16 protein-coding genes are annotated in these 20,187 nt (G+C 64.1%); 10 read left to right on the forward strand and 6 right to left on the reverse strand.

Annotation, left to right across the window (positions count from 1 at the left end; translation table 11 throughout):
- Positions 1-312: 312 nt before the first annotated feature.
- On the reverse strand, positions 313-1,212 hold the full coding sequence (locus tag HV744_RS22210; RefSeq protein ID WP_175151555.1) for a DMT family transporter: 900 nt from the start codon (positions 1,210-1,212) through the stop codon (positions 313-315).
- Positions 1,213-1,326: 114 nt separating this feature from the next.
- Between HV744_RS22210 and HV744_RS22215 the strand changes: the two genes are divergently transcribed.
- The gene (locus HV744_RS22215; protein ID WP_175151556.1) at positions 1,327-1,797 is read left to right on the forward strand and encodes an Lrp/AsnC family transcriptional regulator; all 471 of its coding nucleotides are present in this window, start codon (positions 1,327-1,329) and stop codon (positions 1,795-1,797) included.
- Between the two features lie 41 nt (positions 1,798-1,838).
- Here HV744_RS22215 and HV744_RS22220 read toward each other — a convergent pair whose 3' ends face one another.
- Positions 1,839-2,729 carry an alpha/beta fold hydrolase gene (locus tag HV744_RS22220; protein ID WP_175151557.1) on the reverse strand — a complete coding sequence of 297 codons (891 nt, stop codon included), beginning with the start codon at positions 2,727-2,729 and terminating at the stop codon, positions 1,839-1,841.
- Between the two features lie 331 nt (positions 2,730-3,060).
- Between HV744_RS22220 and HV744_RS22225 the strand changes: the two genes are divergently transcribed.
- The gene (locus HV744_RS22225; protein ID WP_175151558.1) at positions 3,061-4,020 is read left to right on the forward strand and encodes an NAD(P)H-dependent flavin oxidoreductase; all 960 of its coding nucleotides are present in this window, start codon (positions 3,061-3,063) and stop codon (positions 4,018-4,020) included.
- 284 nt (positions 4,021-4,304) lie between these two features.
- On the opposite strand, the gene icmF is transcribed toward HV744_RS22225, so the two are convergent.
- The 4 genes from icmF to HV744_RS22245 form a co-directional block, all read right to left on the reverse strand.
- Entirely contained in the window at positions 4,305-7,691 is a 3,387-nt protein-coding gene (gene icmF, locus HV744_RS22230) for a fused isobutyryl-CoA mutase/GTPase IcmF (RefSeq protein ID WP_175151559.1), read from the reverse strand.
- A 93-nt stretch (positions 7,692-7,784) separates the two neighbouring features.
- Positions 7,785-8,717 (reverse strand): LysR family transcriptional regulator, encoded by a 933-nt coding sequence (locus HV744_RS22235; protein WP_175151560.1) that lies wholly within the window; start codon positions 8,715-8,717, stop codon positions 7,785-7,787.
- Positions 8,718-8,929: 212 nt separating this feature from the next.
- Positions 8,930-10,015: a porin gene (locus HV744_RS22240; protein ID WP_175151561.1), complete on the reverse strand. Its 1,086-nt coding sequence runs from the start codon at positions 10,013-10,015 to the stop codon at positions 8,930-8,932.
- Between the two features lie 579 nt (positions 10,016-10,594).
- On the reverse strand, positions 10,595-11,137 hold the full coding sequence (locus HV744_RS22245) for a hypothetical protein (RefSeq protein WP_246279146.1): 543 nt from the start codon (positions 11,135-11,137) through the stop codon (positions 10,595-10,597).
- A gap of 563 nt (positions 11,138-11,700) precedes the next feature.
- Here HV744_RS22245 and HV744_RS22250 point away from each other — a divergent pair.
- The 8 genes from HV744_RS22250 to HV744_RS22285 all read left to right on the forward strand — a co-directional run bounded on the left by HV744_RS22250 (position 11,701) and on the right by HV744_RS22285 (position 20,118).
- Positions 11,701-12,729, forward strand: coding sequence for a bile acid:sodium symporter family protein (locus tag HV744_RS22250; RefSeq protein WP_175151562.1), 1,029 nt, complete (start codon positions 11,701-11,703; stop codon positions 12,727-12,729).
- Between the two features lie 283 nt (positions 12,730-13,012).
- Positions 13,013-14,863: an EAL domain-containing protein gene (locus HV744_RS22255; protein ID WP_175151563.1), complete on the forward strand. Its 1,851-nt coding sequence runs from the start codon at positions 13,013-13,015 to the stop codon at positions 14,861-14,863.
- A 197-nt stretch (positions 14,864-15,060) separates the two neighbouring features.
- Positions 15,061-16,047, forward strand: a complete 987-nt coding sequence (locus HV744_RS22260; RefSeq protein ID WP_175151564.1) for a LacI family DNA-binding transcriptional regulator — start codon at positions 15,061-15,063, stop codon at positions 16,045-16,047.
- Positions 16,044-17,327, forward strand: coding sequence for an AGE family epimerase/isomerase (locus HV744_RS22265; protein WP_175151565.1), 1,284 nt, complete (start codon positions 16,044-16,046; stop codon positions 17,325-17,327). Before HV744_RS22260 ends, HV744_RS22265 begins: the two co-directional genes overlap by 4 nt.
- Positions 17,324-18,241, forward strand: coding sequence for a carbohydrate kinase family protein (locus HV744_RS22270; protein ID WP_175151566.1), 918 nt, complete (start codon positions 17,324-17,326; stop codon positions 18,239-18,241). The genes HV744_RS22265 and HV744_RS22270 overlap by 4 nt, the downstream gene beginning before the upstream one ends.
- 121 nt (positions 18,242-18,362) lie before the next feature.
- Positions 18,363-18,593, forward strand: coding sequence for a hypothetical protein (locus HV744_RS22275; RefSeq protein WP_175151567.1), 231 nt, complete (start codon positions 18,363-18,365; stop codon positions 18,591-18,593).
- A gap of 60 nt (positions 18,594-18,653) precedes the next feature.
- Positions 18,654-18,899 carry a hypothetical protein gene (locus HV744_RS22280; protein ID WP_175151568.1) on the forward strand — a complete coding sequence of 82 codons (246 nt, stop codon included), beginning with the start codon at positions 18,654-18,656 and terminating at the stop codon, positions 18,897-18,899.
- A 244-nt stretch (positions 18,900-19,143) separates the two neighbouring features.
- Positions 19,144-20,118 carry an ion channel gene (locus tag HV744_RS22285; protein WP_175151569.1) on the forward strand — a complete coding sequence of 325 codons (975 nt, stop codon included), beginning with the start codon at positions 19,144-19,146 and terminating at the stop codon, positions 20,116-20,118.
- Positions 20,119-20,187 lie beyond the last annotated feature (69 nt).

Below are 20,187 nucleotides of genomic sequence, written 5' to 3' on the forward strand. Positions count from 1 at the left end.
CCCCGCAAGACCTGTGGCACGCAAAAGCCATCGCCACAAAAAGAAAGCCGCTCAACCATCAAGGCGAGCGGCGGAAATTCTGTCGGACGTGATCAGCGTCACTATGAATGATACGCGCGGCGGATTTTTCACCGCATCGGTGATTTCCCTACAGAAGTTTGACGCCACCTTTTAAAGCCGCATACAGGCCCCGCTACAGAGCCCCGTAGTCGTGCGGCTTACATGCCATTGGTCCGCTCATATGAACAATGATGCGCTCGAATTATTCCGGATTCCGTAGCATTGCCGCCGACGGCATAAACATGGCGCTTATCAGGTCGACGAGAGACGCTTCTGCGGCACGATCCGCCAGCCGAGATTGACACCCGCTGCCGCCAGCAGGATCAGCACCGCGCCGAGCACCTGAATCCATGCAAGCGTCTGCCCGAACGCGACCCGGTCGACGATGATCGCCACCACCGGATAGATGAACGACAACGCGCCGGTCATCGAAGTCGGCAGCTTCTGGATCGCGCCGTACAACAGCACATACATGAGGCCCGTATTGACGACGCCGAGCACGACCAGTTCGAGCCACTGCGCGCCGCTGACCGGCAGCGCGTCGAAGCGCACGAACGGCGCGAGCATCACCACCCCGAGCGACACCTGGATCAACGCGATCAGATGCGGCGGCGTGCCCTTGAGCCGCTTCGTAATGATCGACGACACCGCATACATCGCCGCCGCGCCCACCGCATACGCGACCCCAACGAGGTATTGGCCCGGCACCGCCAGCACCGCCGGCTCGACCTTCACGACGAACACGAGGCCGACGAACGCGACCACCAGCCAGACCACCGTCGACGCGCTAATGCGCTCACGAAACACCAGCGCGCCGAGCGCGACCAGCATGAAAGGCTGGGTGTTGTAGACGGCCGTCGCCATCGAGATCGACGCGCGCGAATACGCGGCGAACAGCAACACCCAGTTGATGACGAGCGTCGCGCCGCCGAGCAACGCGAGGCCGAACATCTTCCACGAGAAGAGCTTGCGCCTGAACAGGCCGAGCACGGCGCACACCAGCGCGAGCGTCGCGCCGCCGAAAATACAGCGGAAGAACACCACGTTGAACGGACTTTGCTGCGACGACACCACCAGCCAGCCGATGGTGCCGGACATCAGCATCGCCATGGTCATCTCCGCGGCCCCGCGGCGAATTTCATTTGACGCCATGATTCGATCCTCGAATTGATTCCTGCATGACGAGCAGTGTAATTAATCCGATCGCCCGAATACATGGCTAAACTTAAGTCTTGCCGCGATCAAACCTAATAATCGAAGGCCACCATGACCAAACGCCTTGCCGTGTCCGCGCCCGCCTCGCTCGACGACACCGACCGCGCGCTGCTTGCCGCGCTCGCGCAGGACGCCCGTCAGCCGGTCAGCGAGCTGGCGCGCCTCGTCGGACTGTCGGCGCCGAGTACGGCCGAACGCATCCGACGGCTCGAAGCGCAAGGCGTGATCGAACGCTTCACGGTGCAGATCGAGCCGCGCGCGCTCGGCTTCACGCTACAGGCGATCGTGCGCGTGAAGCCCTTACCGGGTCAGCTGCATCTGGTGGAGGATGTGATCCGGCGCATTCCGGAGTTCGTCGAATGCGACAAGGTGACGGGCGACGATTGCTTCGTCTGCCGCCTGTACCTGTATTCGATCGAGCAGCTCGACGAGATCCTGTCGAAAATCAACGATCGCGCTGAGACCAGCACCGCGATCGTCAAGTCGACGCCGGTCGCGCGCCGCCTGCCGCCGCTCGGTTGAACGAGGCGCGCGGCAGCGAGCGTGAAAGACGCGGCGTACTGCTACTGTTCGACCGCTTCGAAGAAGGACAGCATTTCAGCAACCAGTTCGTCCGACGCCTCTTCGGGGATGTAATGCCCGCAAGACAGCGCACGGCCGCTCACGTCGCGCGCCACGTGACGCCATTCGGCGAGCGCGTCGAAGCACTTCTCGATCACGCCTTTATCGCCCCACAGCACACGCAGCGGACAACCGATCTTGTTGCCCCGCTCGATGTCGGCACGATCATGTTCGAGGTCGATGCTCGCCGACGCGCGGTAGTCCTCGCACATCGCGTGCACCGCGCCCGGTTGCGCGAGCGCCGCGCGATAGGCATCGAGCGCGGCGGGTTCGAACGGCGCGAGACCCGCGTGACGGCTACCCATCACCGCATCGACATAAGCGGCCGGGTTCGCGCCGACCAGCGTTTCAGGCAGCGGCTCCGGCTGGATCAGGAAGAACCAGTGGAAATAGTGCGTCGCAAACGTGCGGTCGGTGGCCTCGTACATCGCGAGCGTCGGCGCGATGTCCAACAACATCAAACGCTCGACCGCATCGGCATGGTCCAGCGCCATCCGGTGAGCGACGCGCGCGCCGCGATCGTGCGCGCAGACGAGAAATCGTTCAAAGCCGAAATGGCGCATCACGGCAACCTGATCGGCGGCCATCGCGCGTTTGGAATACGGCGTGTGCGCAGCATCGCTCGGCGGTTTGCCCGATGCGCCATAGCCACGCAGATCGGTCGCGATAACAGTGAAGTGTTCGGCCAGTCGCGCGGCGCAGCGCTGCCAGATCAGATGCGACTGCGGATGGCCGTGCAGCAACAACAGAGGCGGCCCTGCTCCGCCTTTCACTCCGAAAATATCGACGTCGCCCACGGCGACTTGAAAGGGCGTGAAATTCTCGAAGGCCATAGCGTATCTCTCTCGCTGTTGTCATTTATAAGTGACTGCATTGTAGAAGCCCAATATGTCCACGCGAGGTGGGATAACCCACGAAGACAGTGAACCTGAACAATCCTTCCAATTGTTCCAAACGAACCCGCCGGACGCGGACAGCACACTTCGCCTATAATCGAACGACCGTTCTTAAATAGTCGAACGGCCTTGGCCGATGCGTGCGCTAGTCGAAGCGGCAACGCGACACCCGTCAGCTTCGACACGCCGCAAGCCATGTGCCGCTAAACTCATCAAACGCCGGGCGCTCAATGCTGCACCGGTCCGCTCAAATCAGGAGACTCGCACCATGGCATTGCCCGCCGTCCTGCAAAAACTTGCGCTACCCGTCGTCGCTTCGCCGATGTTCATCGTCAGCTATCCCGAACTCGTGCTGGCCCAATGCAAGGCCGGTATCGTCGGCTCGTTCCCGGCGCTGAATGCGCGCCCGGCCGAGTTGCTCGACGAATGGCTCACGCAGATTCAGGCGCAACTCGCCGAACACAAGGCGGCCAATCCCGATGCGATCATCGGGCCGATCGCCGTCAACCAGATCGTCCATCAGTCGAACACGCGGCTCGAACACGACGTGCGCGTGTGCGTCGAACACAAGGTGCCGATCTTCATCACGAGCCTGCGCGCGCCCGCGCGCGAAATCGTCGATGCCGTGCACAGCTACGGCGGCATCGTGCTGCACGACGTGATCAATCTGCGTCACGCGCAGAAGGCGCTGGAAGCGGGCGTCGACGGGCTGATCCTGGTGGCGTCCGGCGCCGGCGGCCATGCGGGCACGACCTCGCCGTTCGCGCTGGTCGGCGAAGTGCGGCGCATCTTCGACGGCCCGATCGTGCTGTCCGGCTCGATCGCCAATGGCGGCTCGATTCTCGCGGCCCAGGCGATGGGCGCGGACCTCGCCTACATGGGTACGCGCTTCATCGCGACCAAAGAGGCGCATGCGGTCGACAGCTACAAGCAGGCGATCGTCAACTCCACGGCGTCGGACATCATTTACACGAATCTGTTTACCGGCGTGCACGGCAATTACATCCGTGAAAGCATTCTGAACGCGGGGCTGGACCCGGACGCGCTGCCGGAATCGGACAAGACCAAGATGAACTTCGGCAGCGACAAGGCGAAGGCGTGGAAAGACATCTGGGGCGCAGGCCAGGGCGTCGGCCTGATGGATGATGTGCCGAGCGTCGGCGAACTGGTGCAGCGGTTGTCGAAGGAATATGACGACGCGAAGGCGCGGCTGGGCATTCGGCGGTAGAGGCCAGGCTGAGGGGCTAGGTTCAGGCGCGGGTTTGGGGCGCCTGCGCGGTGCTTCGTTGTTTCTGCTCGCCTCAGATCGAGCCGCAGCGCTTGAGACGATACTCGAAGGTGGTTGCGCCGCGGCGCGTGCCGAGCGCAGCCACGACACTAGAGGTAACACTTCAAGGCGGCTGAACTGGGGCTCGCTTCAAGCCGGGCCGCAATGCTTGAGACGACACGTCAAGGCGGGCGTGCTGCGGCTCGTGCCAAGCGAAGCCACAGCGCGTGCAGTCAAGCACGCGCCTACATATTGCGGCGGTACTGCCCGCCCACTTCAAACAACGCGTGCGTGATTTGCCCGAGCGAACACACCCGCACCACGTCCATCAGCACCGCGAACACGTTGTCATCGTCGATTACCGCGCGCTTCAGGCGCTCGAGCGCAGCCGGCGCCGCTTCGCGATGCCGCGCCTGGAACGCACGCAGACGTTTCAATTGGCTTTGTTTTTCTTCGTCGGTGGAACGGGCCAGCACGATCGGTTGCGGCGCTTCATGCGGATGCGCGCTCAAAAACGTGTTCACGCCGACAATCGGATACGAGCCGTCATGCTTGCGATGCTCGTAGAGCATCGACTCGTCCTGGATGCGCCCGCGCTGATAGGCGGTTTCCATCGCGCCGAGCACACCGCCGCGCTCGGTCAGCCGGTCGAATTCGGCAAGCACCGCTTCTTCCACCAGATCGGTCAGCTCGTCGATCACGAAGCTGCCCTGATTCGGGTTCTGATTTTTCGCGAGCCCCCATTCACGGTTGATGATCAACTGGATCGCCACCGCGCGGCGCACCGAATCCTCGGTGGGCGTGGTGATCGCTTCGTCGAACGCATTCGTATGCAGCGAGTTGCAGTTGTCGTAGATCGCGATCAGTGCCTGCAAGGTAGTGCGGATATCGTTGAAGTCGATTTCCTGCGCGTGCAGGCTGCGGCCCGACGTCTGCACGTGGTACTTGAGTTTCTGGCTGCGTTCGTTCGCGCCGTAGCGCTCGCGCATCGCAATCGCCCAGATGCGCCGCGCGACGCGGCCCAGCACTGTGTACTCCGGGTCCATGCCGTTCGAAAAGAAGAACGACAGATTCGGCGCGAAGTCGTCGATCGACATGCCGCGCGCCAGATAGGCCTCGACATACGTGAAGCCGTTCGCCAGCGTGTAAGCGAGTTGCGAAATCGGGTTCGCGCCGGCTTCGGCGATGTGATAGCCGGAGATCGACACCGAATAGAAATTGCGCACGCCATGCTCGACGAAGTACGCCTGAATATCGCCCATCACCTTCAGGCTGAATTCGGTCGAAAAAATGCAGGTGTTCTGGCCTTGGTCTTCCTTCAGGATATCGGCCTGCACGGTGCCGCGCACGTTTTCCAAGGCCGAGCGACGGGTCGCGGCGAGTTCGTCGTCCGCAAGCGGGCGGCCTTGCTGCTGTTCCATGCGCGCGATCTGCTGATCGATCGCGACGTTGAAAAACATCGCGAGGATGGTCGGCGCGGGACCGTTGATCGTCATCGACACCGAGGTTTGCGGCGCGCACAGGTCGAAGCCGTCGTACAGCGCTTTCATGTCGTCGAGCGTCGCGACCGACACGCCCGAATTGCCCACCTTGCCGTAGATGTCCGGGCGTTCGTGCGGCTCTTCGCCGTACAGCGTGACCGAGTCGAAGGCGGTCGAAAGACGTTTGGCCGGCATGCCCTCCGAGAGCAGTTTGAAACGGCGGTTGGTGCGCTGCGGATCGCCTTCGCCGGCGAACATGCGGGTCGGGTCTTCGTTTTCGCGGCGGAACGGGAACACGCCGGCGGTGAACGGAAAGTAGCCGGGCAGATTGTCGAGCATCAGCCAGCGCAGAATTTCGCCGTGATCGACAAATTTCGGCAGCGCGACTTTGCGGACTTCGGAGCCGGAAAGCGTCGTCACGGTGAGCGCGTTGCGAATTTCGCGCTCGCGGATGCGGACGATGTGTTCGCTGCCCGAATAGGCGGCTACGGTTTGCGGCCAGGTGTCGAGGAGGATGCGCTCGCGTTCGCCGAGGGCAGCGTTGCGGTGGGTGATCAGGTCGTCGAGGCGAGTCAGGGCGTGGCTGGCTGGGGTTGCTCCGTCGCTTGCTTCATCCAGCATGCGACGCGCCTCAATAAGTTGCCAACGCTCGCGCGCTACGCGCGCTTGCGCATCGGCTCGCTCCCGGTAAGCGTGGACCGTCTGCGCAATTTCGGCCAGATAGCGCACACGTGCCGGCGGCACGATCGCGTTGCGGCCGCTCGAAAAGCGCAGACCGCCAGGCGTCGATAGACGCCCCTCGCCCGCCCGCAAGCCGTGCTGCCGCAGCGCATCGGCGACGTGCCGGTACAGCACGGTCACGCCGTCGTCGTTGAAGCGCGAGGCGATCGTGCCGAATACCGGCATCGCTTCAGGCGGCCTCGTGAAGTCGGCGCGATTGCGCTGCACCTGCTTGGCGACGTCGCGCAACGCGTCCGGCGCGCCTTTGCGATCGAACTTGTTGATCGCGACGAAGCCGGCAAAGTCGAGCATGTCGATCTTCTCCAACTGGCTCGCCGCGCCGAACTCCGGCGTCATCACGTACAGCGATTCGTCGACGAACGGCACGATCGCCGCATCGCCCTGCCCGATCCCGGACGTCTCGACGATGATCAGATCGAAGCCCGCCGCCTTGCACAACATCAACGCGTCGGGCAGCGCGTCGGAGAGTTCGCTCGATGCTTCGCGCGTCGCCATCGAGCGCATGTAGACGCGCGCGCCGCCGCGCCAGTCGCCGATTGCGTTCATGCGAATGCGGTCGCCGAGGAGCGCGCCGCCGGACTTGCGGCGCGACGGATCGATCGCGAGCACGGCGATGGTGAGGGCGTCGCCGTAGTCGAGCCGGAAGCGGCGGATCAGTTCGTCGGTGAGCGACGATTTGCCGGCGCCGCCCGTGCCGGTGATGCCGAGTACGGGAATCGTGGCCGCTTTGGCGAGGGCCGACAGTTTTTCGCGGCTGGTTGGGTCGACGCCGTCCGCTTCGAATGCGCTGATTAGTTGTGCGAGTCGGCGGAAGACGTACGATGCGGGGTCGGGGGTGTTGGCGATGTTGGCATCAGCACGCGAATCGAAACGGGGTAGCCCGCGCGCCGACAGTTCGACCACCCACTCGCCAACCCCCGTCTGTCCAGCCGCCATTGCCGCGCGCGCACCTTCCGTACAGCGCGCGATCATGTCGTCGATCATCCCTTGCAGACCGAGCCGCTGACCATCCTGCGGCGAATAGATCTTCTCGACGCCATAGCGTTCGAGCTCGGCGATCTCTTCGGGGACGATCACCCCGCCGCCGCCGCCGAACACCTTGATGCGCTCGCCACCGCGAGCGCGCAGCAGATCGACCAGATAGCGGAAGTATTCGTTGTGGCCGCCCTGGTAGCTGGACACGGCGACGCCGTCGGCGTCCTCATGCAGCGCGGCAGTGGCGACTTCAGCGACGGAGCGGTTGTGGCCGAGGTGAATCACCTCGACGCCGCTCGCCTGCAGGATGCGCCGCATGATGTTGATCGACGCATCGTGGCCGTCGAACAGCGCGGCGGCGGTGACAAAGCGCAGACGCCGGCCCGCGGGCAGCTTGTGGCTGCCGGCGCACTGCGGCGTGGACAGATCGGTCATGTCTCCCCCAGATCGTTACGCGTATGGGTGCTGGCAATCAGTATAGCGAAATGGGTCGCGGCGCTTGGGCTGCCGCGATCCACAGCGCCCCAACTACCGCACCGCCAGCGCCATGATCTGCTCGAGCGACGGCCACAGTGACTCGTTCGCGAACCGCTCGGCAAGAAAATCGACGAACGAGCGCACCTTGGCCGACAAATGCCGGCGACTCGCATAGACCACATGGATCGGCAGCTCGCGCGGTGGCACTTCGTCGACGAGCAGAGGCACGAGACGCCCCGCGGCCAGATCGTCGCCGATCACTTCGGTGCCGAGCATCGCGATGCCGGCGCCTTGAAGCACGATCACGCGCTGCGCTTCCAGATGGTTGACGATCAGATTGCCCGACAGACGCACGCGCGGCGACGCATCGCCGGTCGCGATTTCGAGCGCCGACACGCCCGCGTACTGCAAGTAGTTGTGGTTCGCGAGATCGGCGACGCTCTTCGGCGTGCCATGCCGCCGCAGATAGGCCGGCGATGCGCACAGCACGAGGTGAGCGGTCGCGATCTGCCGCGCGATCAGCGACGACGACTTCAGGCCGCCCGGCGAAGCCCGGATCGCGACATCGAAGCCTTCGTCGATCAGTTCGACCACGCGGTCGGACAAAGTCATGTCGACGATGACTTGCGGATACTGGGCGGCATAGTCCGCCACCGCGGCCATCACGTGGCTCAAGCCGAACGCCGACAGCGACGACACCCGCAAGCGCCCTCGCGGCACGACGCTGGCCGCGCCGACGACCTGCTCGGCTTCCTCGAGTTCGGTCAGCACCTGGCTCAGCCGTTCGTAGTATTCGCGGCCCGCCTCGGTCGGCGCGACGCGCCGCGTGGTGCGGTTCAGCAACCGCGCGCCGAGCTGGTGTTCGAGGTGCATCACATGCTTGCTCGCCATCGCCGCCGACATCTCCATCCGCTCGGCCGCGCCGACGAAGCTGCCGACTTCGACCACATGGCGGAACACTTTCATGCTGACGAGGGTATCCATCTCAATCGCTCGCTTCAGGAATCAATCGACGCCATTCTGCCGGGTTTATCAAAAGATGGTCGGCAAACCCACACAATGCAAACGCCAGAAGCGACAAAACCCGCCTTCCGGGGAAGGCGGGTTTTTGCTGTTGTTGCCCGCAGTCAGTGCCTGAATGGCGGCAACGAGGCGGCTACCGTAACAGCAGCCCCGCCCCAGCCGGCGCCAGACGCCTAGAACTTCGCGCGCAGGCCGGCGCCGTAGGTGTTGCCGCTCGACTGGCCGGTGATGTGGTCGTACAGGTAGGCCGCGTAGAGGTCCGTGCGCTTGGACAGCGGGTAGTCGTAGCCGATCGCGGCCGTCTGACGGGTCTGGTTGGAACCGCCGCCGTTGCGCGAATAGGCGTAAGACGCCATCACCGTACCCGGGCCGAACGGCACCGTGACGCCGCCCTGCCCCGTGTTCACGTGCCAGCTCGTGATCTGCTGGTAGTTGTACGTGTACATGTACTGGCCGTAGAACTTCACGAACTTCAGGTCGTACGAGACGCCGGCTTGCGCGACGCTCTGGCTGCGCAGGCCGGGCACGCCCGAGGTTTCAAAGCTGCCGAGGTCGCCGGGGACGTTGTTGAAGTTCACGTACTGGTACACCGCGGTCGCCGCGAACGGGCCGTGGAAGTACAGCACCTGGCCGCTCCATTTCTTCGCACCGTTCTGCGTCGTGTTGCCGAGCGCGTACATCGCCGTCGCCGACAGGCCGTTGAAGTTCGGCGACGAGTACGACACCGCGTTGTTCCAGCCCGAGTCGCCGGTCACGCCCTGGTCGGTGTTGTAGGTCGGGAATGTGCCGAGGCCGAGGTACGTGTGGTAGACCATGGGTGAAAACACGTACGAGTCGACGAACGGGTTGAACAGAATCGTCGACACGAACAGCGGCGTCGTCAGGCGGCCGGCCGTCACCGTACCATACGGCGATTCGATGCCGACGTACGCATTGCGCGAGAACATCGTGTCGCCCTCGAAGCGGCCGAACCGACCGTTCTGCGCGCGGAAGAAGCCTTCCAGCGTGAAGATCGCCTTGTAGCCGTTGCCCAGATCCTCAGCCCCCTTCATGCCCCAGTACGACGTCGACATGCCCCCGCCGGACACCACCACCGCCGTCTTGCCGCCCGGGAATTTCTGCGAGCCGACCCATTCGTCGACCTGGCCGTAAAGCTGCACGCTCGATTGCGCAAAAGCAGACGATGCACTGGCCAGCAGAGCGGCACACGCGGTTGCCTTGAGGGTGGTCTTCAGCGCACTGCTGATGCTCGTTTTCATGGATTCTCCAGTCTTTGTCAAAAAGGGTGTGGCTGTGCGAAAGGGCTGCTCGCGCGAACCAAAGTTGTTGTTGTCCGTTCGATCATCGAGCCAATCTGGGCGGGACCATCTTTGCGGACCATTTTTATGAACAAAAATATTGGTGGTTATTGCGGGTATATCGGTCTGATTAGTTTTGTCGCTTATCGGCCTGATACGGGCTCGGCCATTAGCGTGCGCGCACGGACGCCGGCTGCCCGGTCCGTCACGCAAAGCGGTACTGATGCAGCATCAGACCGGTGATAACGCATCGAATGACATGCGGATGACGCGCCGCAGCGCAAACGCCCCGATTTGACGACGGGAGCGGGTTAGCTGCCGAATGTTTTCAATAAAGTGTGGCGTCGAAACGTCACATTGGTGGGGGGCGTCGGGAATGGGTTAAAGCGGGAAGTCGCGCCCCAGCGGTTTGAACGGCGGAAGCCGGGTTCGGCAGGGATCAGGGACGAGATTCGGCGGGACCAACGGGCGGCATTGCACCGCCTTCGGCGCGAGCACGATGCTCGCACCACGGCTCGTTGCTAGCGGCTGAGCTAGCGATTAGTTGCGATAAGGCGAGCCTTCCGGCTGACGCGGATCGTCGGCCGGACGCTGCATCGCACGCGCAGAACCGCGCTCTTCATTGTAGCGGGCGACGTCGGCGCGAATCGAACCGCTGCGCACGGGCGCATTGGGCGGCGGACGCGGCACCGAGCTCGACTCTGCGCTGACCGGCGTAATGGCGCCCGCGTACTGCATGCGGCCACGGCCATCGCCGGGATAACCGGACGGTCCGGCCGTGCGACGCATGCCGGGGTTATAGATGGCAAAGCCGTCGGCGTAATTGCGGTCCGCGAAGTTCGCGCCGGCGTGGGGCATGCGTGAGTTGCGGTCAGCCACCGCGTTACGGGTAGGCCGGACTGCAGGCGCGCCATGGTAACGGCCGCCGTTGGGTGCGTCTGCACGCATCGCGCGGTCCGCGGGGGCATGCGAGTAAGCGCCACCGCCGTGCGGCATGCCTGGCGCTTTTGCATAGGCGAGCGAACACAGCGCAGCGATGACCGCGCCCAACGCCCAGTGCCTCGTTCTCGACAACCCGTCCACCTGCTGACTCTCATGCCCGAAGACTTGCCTGAAGACCACCGTTCGAGCTGCGATGGACTTGTTTTGGGACTGGCAGAGACGCCACGTTCATGTCGCGGCGCGGGACATCCCGACGGCCTTTGAACCGTAATTTATGGGCGGCGCCAAAGGGTGTCGAGCCAAAAAGTGTTAGGCCTCCTCCGTTGATGTAACACCCTGTTACTGCGACGTTTTTCTGCGACACAGCGCTTGCGCGAAAGTATCGAAACGGCGTGCTCGCCTGGCGTTTTCGCGGGTCTCGTGGACCTGCTTGCCTATGACGAATCGCTGGCGGTTTTTCGTCTGAATGGTTAAATGGGCATGGACCAAACAGACTCCGTCACCAATACTGGCATCTGATCGCTGCCACTCTTTTAACCCGCGCGGCGCGCCCCTTTTGATGCACAGCAATCATTAATCGATTCGGCAAATGAATTTGCTTTTTCAATCAATTTTCAACAACAATAGCCGTTTCCCATAGCCGAAGGCGGCGCCTTTACGCGCGTGTTCCGTGCTATTCCGCATCACCGAATCGAGACTCCGACATGGCTCGCCCGAAACTGCTTCCCGACAACTTCACCTTGTGCCTCGTCGGCACCGTGATCCTTGCCAGCTTCCTGCCGGTTCATGGCCAGGCTGCCGTCGGGTTCAACTGGGTGACGAACGTGGCGGTCGGCCTGCTGTTTTTCCTGCACGGCGCCAAGCTCTCACGCGAAGCGATCATTGCGGGCGCGACGCATTGGCGTCTTCATCTGGTCGTACTTCTCAGCACGTTCGCGCTCTTCCCGCTGCTCGGCCTCGCGCTTAAGCCGCTCCTTTCGCCACTTGTCACGCCGGCGCTCTATGCGGGGGTCCTCTTCCTCTGCACGCTGCCATCGACGGTTCAGTCGTCGATCGCGTTTACGTCCATCGCCAAAGGCAATGTACCGGCTGCCGTATGCAGCGCGTCGGCCTCGAGCCTGCTCGGCATCTTCATCACCCCCGCGCTCGTCAGTGTTGTCGTCACCAATCAGGCGGCCAGCGGCGGCGCCTCGCCGTGGCACACGATCGGCAACATCGTGCTGCAACTGCTGGTGCCGTTCGTGGCCGGCCAGTTGCTGCGCCCTCTGATCGGCAAGTGGATCGAGCGCCATCGCGGTGTGCTGAAGTTCGTCGACCAGGGCTCGATCCTGCTGGTGGTGTATGGCGCATTCAGCGAAGCCGTCACCGAAGGCCTGTGGCACCAGATCCCGCTGTCCGCGCTCGGCGGCCTGCTGCTCGTCAACGTCGTGCTGCTCGCCCTCGCGCTGGCCGTGACGATCTTCGTCAGCAAGCGGCTCGGCTTTAACCGCGCCGACCAGATCACGATCATCTTCTGCGGCTCGAAGAAAAGCCTCGCCGCCGGCGTGCCGATGGCCAAGGTCATTTTCGCCTCGCATGCGGTGGGCGCCGTGGTCTTGCCGCTGATGCTGTTCCACCAGATCCAGCTGATGGTGTGCGCCGCGCTCGCGCAACGCTGGGGCGCGCGCGACACCACCGGCGAGATCCAGGCCGCCTCGCGCGAGCGGCCCGCTGCTGCCGTCGCGCGCCATTGAATACGCGTGCAATGCGAACAGGACATTCATAAGCGCCCTCCCTGAGCGTCGTTTTGAAGGAAGCCGCCGTGCACGGCTTTTCTGTTATTTCACGCGCAAACGCAGGCGCTGTCGCCTCAGCCTGATGGCATAGGACGATTCCTGGCCAGATGGCGCAGGCCGGCAATCGGTCGAGCGTCACCAGCAAAACGCACCAGCCCAGTGCAACGCGTCACTAAAAGTTCACTTAATTTCAAGCCGATAGGGCCGATAAACCGTAAGTCGATCGATACGTCTTCTTGCCATGCAACTTCGTCCGCCCTCCCGATTCGCTGCGCCGCGCATCGAGGAGTTGATCGCCCGGCGTGACCTGTCCGCCGTCTTCCAGCCGATCATCGATTTCGAAGGCGGCACGATCCTCGGCTACGAAGGTCTGATCCGCGGCCCGGCCGGCACGCCGCTCGAAACGCCGCTCGCGCTGTTTTCGCAAGCGCTCGCCGAGGGCTGCGCGATCGAGCTCGAACGCGCGGCCGCGCGCACCTGCATCGAAGCGTTCGCGAAACTCGATTTCGACGGCAAGCTGTTCCTCAACTTCAGCGCGGGCGCGATCCGCCAACTGGCCGGCGCACGCGAAGACGCGCTGGCGCTGCTACGCCATCGCGGCGTCGATCCGCGGCGGATCGTGATCGAGCTGACCGAGCAGAGCGCGATTCCGGATGTCGGCAATTTCCTGCCGCTGATCGCGGCGCTGCGCACCGCCGGCGCGCAATTCGCGCTCGACGACTACGGCACCGCGAACGCCAGCATGAATCTGTGGGTGCGTTTGCAACCGGACGTCGTGAAGATCGACCGCTTCTTCATTCACGACATTGCCTGCGATCCGCTCAAGTTCGAGGCCGTGCGCGCAATGCAGCAGTTTGCCCACGCGAGCGGCGCGCAGCTCGTGGCCGAGGGCATCGAGAACGAAGCGGATCTGATCGTGGTGCGCGACATGGGGATCGGCTACGGGCAGGGTTATTTCTTCGGGCGTCCGCATGCGCAACCGGCGCGCAACGTGACCGACGACGCCCGCGACGCGCTGCGCGCGGGTCACATCGCCGTGTTTCCGGAGACCACGCGCACGGTGGGCAGCGCGTCGCCTTCGGGCGGCATGGCGTCGGCGAAGATGCTGGTGCACGCGCCCGCGGTGCCGCGTCACGCCACCAACAACGACGTGCTCGAACTGTTCAACCACCTGCCCGATCTGCACGCGGTCGCGGTAGTCGAGCATGACGAACCGGTCGCGCTGATCAACCGGCGCAGCTTCATGGATCGCTACGCGCTGCCGTACCACCGCGAGTTGTTCGGCAAGCGCCCGTGTATGCAGTTCGCCAACGCGTCGCCGGTGGTCATCGAGAAATCGATGACTGTCGAGCAGATGGCCAAGCTGCTCGCGAGCGACGACCAGCGCTATCTCGCCGACGGCTTCGTCATCACCGACCAAGGCAAATACGCCGGCCTCGGCACCGGCGAGAGCCTCGTGCGCGCCGTCACCGAGGTCCGCATCGAAGCGGCGCGCTACGCGAACCCGCTGACCTTCCTGCCGGGCAACATTCCGATCAGCTCGCACATTGCCCGCCTGCTGGGCAACGACGCCGGCTTCTACGCGTGCTACGTCGACCTGAACCACTTCAAGCCGTTCAACGATCAGTACGGCTACTGGCAGGGCGACGAAGTGCTGAAACTCGCGGCCGCGGTGCTCGCCGACGTGTGCGATCCCACCCGCGACTTCCTCGGGCACGTCGGCGGCGACGACTTCCTGATCCTGTTCCAGAGCGACGACTGGCGCGAGCGCGTGCAGCGCGCGATTCACCTCTTCAACGAAGGCGCGCAACGCTTTTACGCGCCGGCCGATCGGCTCGCCGGCGGCATCCATGGCGAGGACCGGCGCGGCAATCCGACCTTTTTCGGCTTCGTGACGATGGCGATCGGCTGCGTGCGCGTCGAACCCGCCGGTGGAGCGTCGCTTTATAACAGCGAACAGATCGCGTCCGTCGCGGCGTTGGCCAAGCGCCGCGCGAAGCACGAGACAAGCGGTTTCGTGCTGATCGATGCCGATGAAAGCGCGGCATTGCTGCGAGGACAGGCCGAAGCCGCGCCCGCCTATGCAGACTGAAAACGCTGCGCGCAGCCACTCAAAAGCGAAACTTGTTTAGCTGTTTTTACTAAACAGCATATTCCGGACCAACTCCAACATCTACGGGTATTTCCGGGTATCAGGCTGACGTTTCCAAGGCTGTTTTAGCGTCGTTTTACTATACAATCGCCGAACCCAAACACCGTGCGGCCGCACTCCCACGGCCGTTTCATTCGATGGCCACCACCATCCGCGACATCGCCCGCGCGGCGAGCGTGTCGATCGGCACCGTTTCGCGCGCGTTGAAGAACCAGCCCGGCCTGTCCGAGGCCACCCGCGAGCGCGTCGTCCAAGCGGCGCGGCAGCTCGGTTATGACGCCGCGCAATTGCGTCCGCGCATCCGCCGCCTGACCTTCCTGCTGCATCGTCAGCACAATAACTTCGCCGTCAGTCCGTTCTTTTCGCATGTGCTGCACGGCGTGGAAGACGCGTGCCGCGAGCGCGGCATCGTCCCGTCCGTGCTGACCGCCGGTCCCACCGAAGACATGATCCAGCAGCTGCGCCTGCATGCGCCGGACGCCGTGGCGATTGCCGGTTTCGTCGAACCGGAAACGCTGACCACGCTGGTGGCGATGCAGCGCCCGCTCGTGCTGATCGATCTGTGGGCGCCCGGGCTGCGCTCGGTGAATCTCGACAACGCCGCGGGCGCCACGCTCGCGATGCGGCATCTGTTCGAACAGCAGCGCAAGCGCGTTGCGTTCATCGGCGGCTCGCTGGCGCACTTCAGCATCGCGCAGCGCGCGCTCGGCTACCGGCGGGCGTTTTTCGAAGCGGGGCTGCTGTTCGACCCGTCGCTGGAAGTGACCATCGACGCCGGTCTCGACCCCGACAGCGGCGCCGCGCGCGCGATGCAGCGCCTCCTCGACGCGCCGGGCCCGCGCCCCGACGCCGTGTTTGCGTACAACGACGCCGCCGCGCTCGCCGCGCTGCGCGCGTGCCTCGCGCGCGGCCTGCGCGTGCCCGAGGACATCGCGATCATCGGCTTTGACGACATCCCCGCCGCCGCTCACGCCACGCCGCCGCTGTCGACCATTTCGGTCGACAAGGAAGCGCTCGGCCGGCGCGGCGTCGAGCTGCTGCTGGAAGACGCACCCGCCGAGCTGGAAGTCCGCTTGCCCGTTCAACTCATTGCCCGTGCCAGTACTCTGGTGAAAAAGCCATGACGCAACCCGACCAGCACCATCCCGCCAACGACGCCGCCGCGGTACCGCTCGTCGACAGTTTCCGCCACCGCGACTTCCTGCTCGCGCACGTGCAGGACACGCTGCGCTTCTACGCGCCGAACGTGCTCGATCCGAGCGGCGGCTTCTTTCACTTCTTCCGCGACGACGGTTCGGTCTACGACCAAACCACACGGCATCTGGTGAGCAGTTGCCGCTACGTGTTCAACTATGCGATGGCATATCGCCAGTTCGGCGACCCGCAGCATCTCGAATACGCGCGCCACGGTTTGAGCTTCCTGCGTGAAGCGCACTGGGACGCGCAGCACGAAGGCTACGACTGGGAGCTCGAATGGCACGACGGCAAAAAGCGCACGCTCGATGCAACGCGCCACTGCTACGGCCTCGCGTTCGTGCTGCTCGCGTATTCGCATGCGGCGATGGCCGGCATCGAAGAAGCGAAGCCGATGATCGGCGCGACCTTCGAGTTGATGGAACACCGCTTCTGGGACGCCGCTGCTGGCCTGTACGCCGACGAGGCGTCGCCCGATTGGCGGGTCAGCTCGTACCGCGGGCAGAACGCGAACATGCACACCACCGAGGCGTTGCTGGCCGCGCATGAAGCGACCGGCCATCTCGTCTACCTGGATCGCGCCGAACGCGTGGCGTCGAATATCACGCTGCGGCAGGCGAAGCTGTCGGAGGGTCTGGTGTGGGAGCACTTTCACGCGGACTGGTCGGTCGACTGGCACTACAACGAGGAAGACAGTTCGAACATCTTCCGCCCGTGGGGCTTCCAGCCGGGGCATCAAACCGAATGGGCGAAGCTGCTGCTGATACTCGAACGCTTCCGTCCGTTGCCGTGGCTGTTGCCGCGCGCGATCGAACTGTTCGACGCCGCGATGACGCACGCATGGGACGAAGACCACGGCGGTCTCTATTACGGCTTCGGCCCGGACGGCACTGTCTGCGACCACGACAAGTATTTCTGGGTGCAGGCCGAAACCTTCGCGACCGCCGCGTTGCTCGGCAAGCGCACCGGCAACGAACGCTTCTGGGACTGGTACGACGAGATCTGGCGCTATAGCTGGGCGCACTTCGTCGATCACAAATACGGCGCGTGGTATCGCATCCTCACCTGCGACAACCGTAAGTACAGCAACGAAAAGAGCCCGGCCGGCAAGACCGACTATCACACGATGGGCGCGTGCTACGAGGTGCTGTCTCACGCACTGCCCGACGGCGCCGCCGCCGCGTCCAAATCCGCGGAGAAAACAGAATGAGCAATCTCAGTGGCAGCACCGAATTCCCCCTCTTCGTCTCTGCCGGCGACATCCTCACCGATCTCGTGCGGACCGGCGTTTCGCAATGGCTCTCGCGTCCCGGCGGCGCCGGCTGGAACGTGGCGCGCTGCGTCGCGCGGCTCGGCTTGCCGACCGCGTGCGCCGGGTCGCTGGGCGTCGACAACTTCTCCGACGACCTGTGGAACGCGAGCGTCGCCGCGGGTCTCGACATGCGCTTCATGCAGCGCGTGGAGCGCCCGCCGTTGCTCGCGATCGTGCATCAGACGCATCCGCCCGCGTACTTCTTCATGGGCGAGAACGGCGCCGACCTCGCCTTCGATCCGGCGCATTTGCCGGCAGGCTGGATCGGCCACGTGAAGTGGGCGCACTTTGGCTGCATCAGCCTCGTGCGGCAACCGCTCGGCGATACGCTCGCCGCGTTGGCGGCCGAATTGCGCTCGCACGGCGTGAAGATCAGTTTCGATCCGAACTACCGGAATCTGATGGAGCATGGGTACGAGCCGACGCTGCGCAAAATGGCGGCGCTCGCCGATCTGATCAAGGTATCCGACGAGGATTTGCGCCTGCTGTTCAAGACCGACGACGAAGCCGCCGCCCTCGCGCAGTTGCGCTCGATGAATCCGGCCGCCACCGTGATGGTGACGCGCGGACCGGAGTCGGCCGTGTTGATCGACGGCGCGACGGTGATCGAGGCGCGGCCGCCTCGGGTCGAGGTGGTCGACACCGTGGGCGCGGGCGACGCGTCGATTGGCGGTCTGCTGTTCAGCCTGATGACCGCTCCGCAGCGCGCCTGGCCCGACCATCTCGGGTTCGCGCTGGCGGCCGGCGCGGCCGCCTGCCGGCATGCCGGCGCGCATGCGCCGTCGCTGGATGAGGTGGTCGCGCTGCTGTAATTCTGCTGCCTTGTGCGGCGCGCATTGTCACGCACATGGAGCGCCGCCTGCGCACAGAACCGAAGCTCCATCATCGTGCTAGGATGAAAAAACGGAAACCTTTGGAACAAGGAGCGACGCCATGGAGGACATCACCTACACCAAAGGCATCTACACGGCCACGGCTTCGATAAGAGATATCGGCCAGGACACCTGGCAGGGCGTGGTCACCCTCGCGCGCGACGAAGGTGACGAGAGCGTCGATCAGGAAACCACGCTCTATCAAGTGGAAACCACCTCGTCGACGCCGGAGGAAGCCCTGGAGGAAGCCAAAGCGCTCGCTCACCGCATCCTCGGGGAAATCGAACTTTAGGCAGACCGGCGCCGCGTGTGTCGCTCGGCGTCATCCTGAATCAACCGGCTCGAGGCGATCATGGCTGACCAGCTCTTCCTCTACGGCGTGTACTCGATACACGTCCGCCCGCTCGAACTCAACGGCGCACGCTGGGACGCGGAGTACGAAATCCGCCATCGCGAGAAAGCCGTCAAGTCGTGGACCACGGTCGGCGGCGACGACGGTTACAGCGACGAAGCCGAAGCGGTGGCGGCCGCGCATCAGCAAGCCGTCGACGATATCGAACACGGCGCCGGCATCCCCAAGCCACGCGCTTTTCCGTAGCCTCTTTCCGGGCCAGGCGCGTTGTTTCGACGCGATGCGACGCAACGCGAAGCGCGCGGCGCAAACGCCATTCGCGGACGATCCCACGGCACGCACTTGAAGCAAGCCGGGCGCGCCGCCCGAACACGAGCGCGAACCCCCATAGCGACGCCGCTTTGCTCGCCCGCGCAGCCCGCTGAAAAGCACCTTCCGCGGGCCAGGCGCCGTGCTACGCTTGGCCCGTTTTCATCTCTACGAGCCCACGATGGCTACCAAACCGTCAGACCGTTTTTCCGGCATCGGCGACGCCGAAGCGAGCGCGCCAAAGCGTCGTGCGCGCGGCAGCCGCGAAATGCGCCTGGACGATCGTGTGGTGATCGCGCACGGCATGCCGACGCCGTTGTGGCAAGACCTCTATCACCGCGCGCTGGTGGTGCGCTGGCCGGTGTTTTTCATCTCGCTCGCGGCGCTGTTCGTGCTGCTCAACACCACGTTCGCCGCGCTCTACATGCTCGGCAACGCGCCGATCGCCAATCAGTTTCCCGCGGGTTTCGGCGGCGCGTTTTTCTTCAGCGTCGAAACGCTCGCGACGGTCGGCTACGGCGACATGCATCCGCAAACCGTCTACGCGCACTGGATCGCGACGCTGGAAATCTTCGTCGGCATGTCCGGCATCGCGTTGGCGACGGGGCTGATCTTCGCGCGCTTTTCGCGTCCGCACGCAAAGATCATGTTCGCCCGCTACGCGATCATCCGGCCGCTCGATGGCCGCATGACGCTGATGGTGCGCTCGGCCAACGCGCGTCAGAACGTGATCGCCGAGGCCCGCGCGAAGCTGCGCATCATGCGCCTGGAAACCTCCGCTGAAGGCTATACGCTGCGCAAGCTCTACGACCTCACGCTGGTGCGCGATCAGCACCCGGTGTTCAAACTGGGCTGGACGCTGATGCACATCGTCGACGAAAGCAGTCCGCTGTTCGGCGAAACCTTCGAGACGCTCAAAGGCCGCGACGCGTCGCTGCTGCTCACGCTCGAAGGGGTCGACGAATCGACCTCGCAAACCATGCAGGCGCGTCACATGTGGACCTGTGACCAGATCTTCTGGCAGTACCGTTTCGTCGACATCATGAGCGAGCAGGACGGTGTGAGCCACATCGACTATTCGCACTTCGACGAGATCGTGCCGCTCGACGCCGCGCCCGTTCAGCCGGACATCGGGGCCAACGCGGCGGCTCGGTAAGCCGCGCGAGCGGCGTCGGCGTCGACGGGCCCTGAAACGCACCAGGGCATACCCGAACCGCGCCGCCGC

This window comes from Paraburkholderia ultramafica, from assembly GCF_902859915.1.
GTDB lineage: Bacteria > Pseudomonadota > Gammaproteobacteria > Burkholderiales > Burkholderiaceae > Paraburkholderia > Paraburkholderia ultramafica.

Excerpts from the sequence above, each read along its gene's own strand:
- HV744_RS22235 (WP_175151560.1), bottom strand. The coding sequence starts at position 8,717 with ATGGATACCCTCGTCAGCATGAAAGTGTTCCGCCATGTGGTCGAAGTC.
- HV744_RS22215 (WP_175151556.1), top strand. The coding sequence starts at position 1,327 with ATGACCAAACGCCTTGCCGTGTCCGCGCCCGCCTCGCTCGACGACACC.
- HV744_RS22270 (WP_175151566.1), top strand. The coding sequence starts at position 17,324 with ATGAGCAATCTCAGTGGCAGCACCGAATTCCCCCTCTTCGTCTCTGCC.
- HV744_RS22225 (WP_175151558.1), top strand. The coding sequence starts at position 3,061 with ATGGCATTGCCCGCCGTCCTGCAAAAACTTGCGCTACCCGTCGTCGCT.
- HV744_RS22260 (WP_175151564.1), top strand. The coding sequence starts at position 15,061 with ATGGCCACCACCATCCGCGACATCGCCCGCGCGGCGAGCGTGTCGATC.
- HV744_RS22210 (WP_175151555.1), bottom strand. The coding sequence starts at position 1,212 with ATGGCGTCAAATGAAATTCGCCGCGGGGCCGCGGAGATGACCATGGCG.
- HV744_RS22240 (WP_175151561.1), bottom strand. The coding sequence starts at position 10,015 with ATGAAAACGAGCATCAGCAGTGCGCTGAAGACCACCCTCAAGGCAACC.
- HV744_RS22250 (WP_175151562.1), top strand. The coding sequence starts at position 11,701 with ATGGCTCGCCCGAAACTGCTTCCCGACAACTTCACCTTGTGCCTCGTC.
- HV744_RS22285 (WP_175151569.1), top strand. The coding sequence starts at position 19,144 with ATGGCTACCAAACCGTCAGACCGTTTTTCCGGCATCGGCGACGCCGAA.
- HV744_RS22265 (WP_175151565.1), top strand. The coding sequence starts at position 16,044 with ATGACGCAACCCGACCAGCACCATCCCGCCAACGACGCCGCCGCGGTA.
- HV744_RS22255 (WP_175151563.1), top strand. The coding sequence starts at position 13,013 with ATGCAACTTCGTCCGCCCTCCCGATTCGCTGCGCCGCGCATCGAGGAG.
- HV744_RS22220 (WP_175151557.1), bottom strand. The coding sequence starts at position 2,729 with ATGGCCTTCGAGAATTTCACGCCCTTTCAAGTCGCCGTGGGCGACGTC.
- HV744_RS22275 (WP_175151567.1), top strand. The coding sequence starts at position 18,363 with ATGGAGGACATCACCTACACCAAAGGCATCTACACGGCCACGGCTTCG.
- icmF (WP_175151559.1), bottom strand. The coding sequence starts at position 7,691 with ATGACCGATCTGTCCACGCCGCAGTGCGCCGGCAGCCACAAGCTGCCC.
- HV744_RS22280 (WP_175151568.1), top strand. The coding sequence starts at position 18,654 with ATGGCTGACCAGCTCTTCCTCTACGGCGTGTACTCGATACACGTCCGC.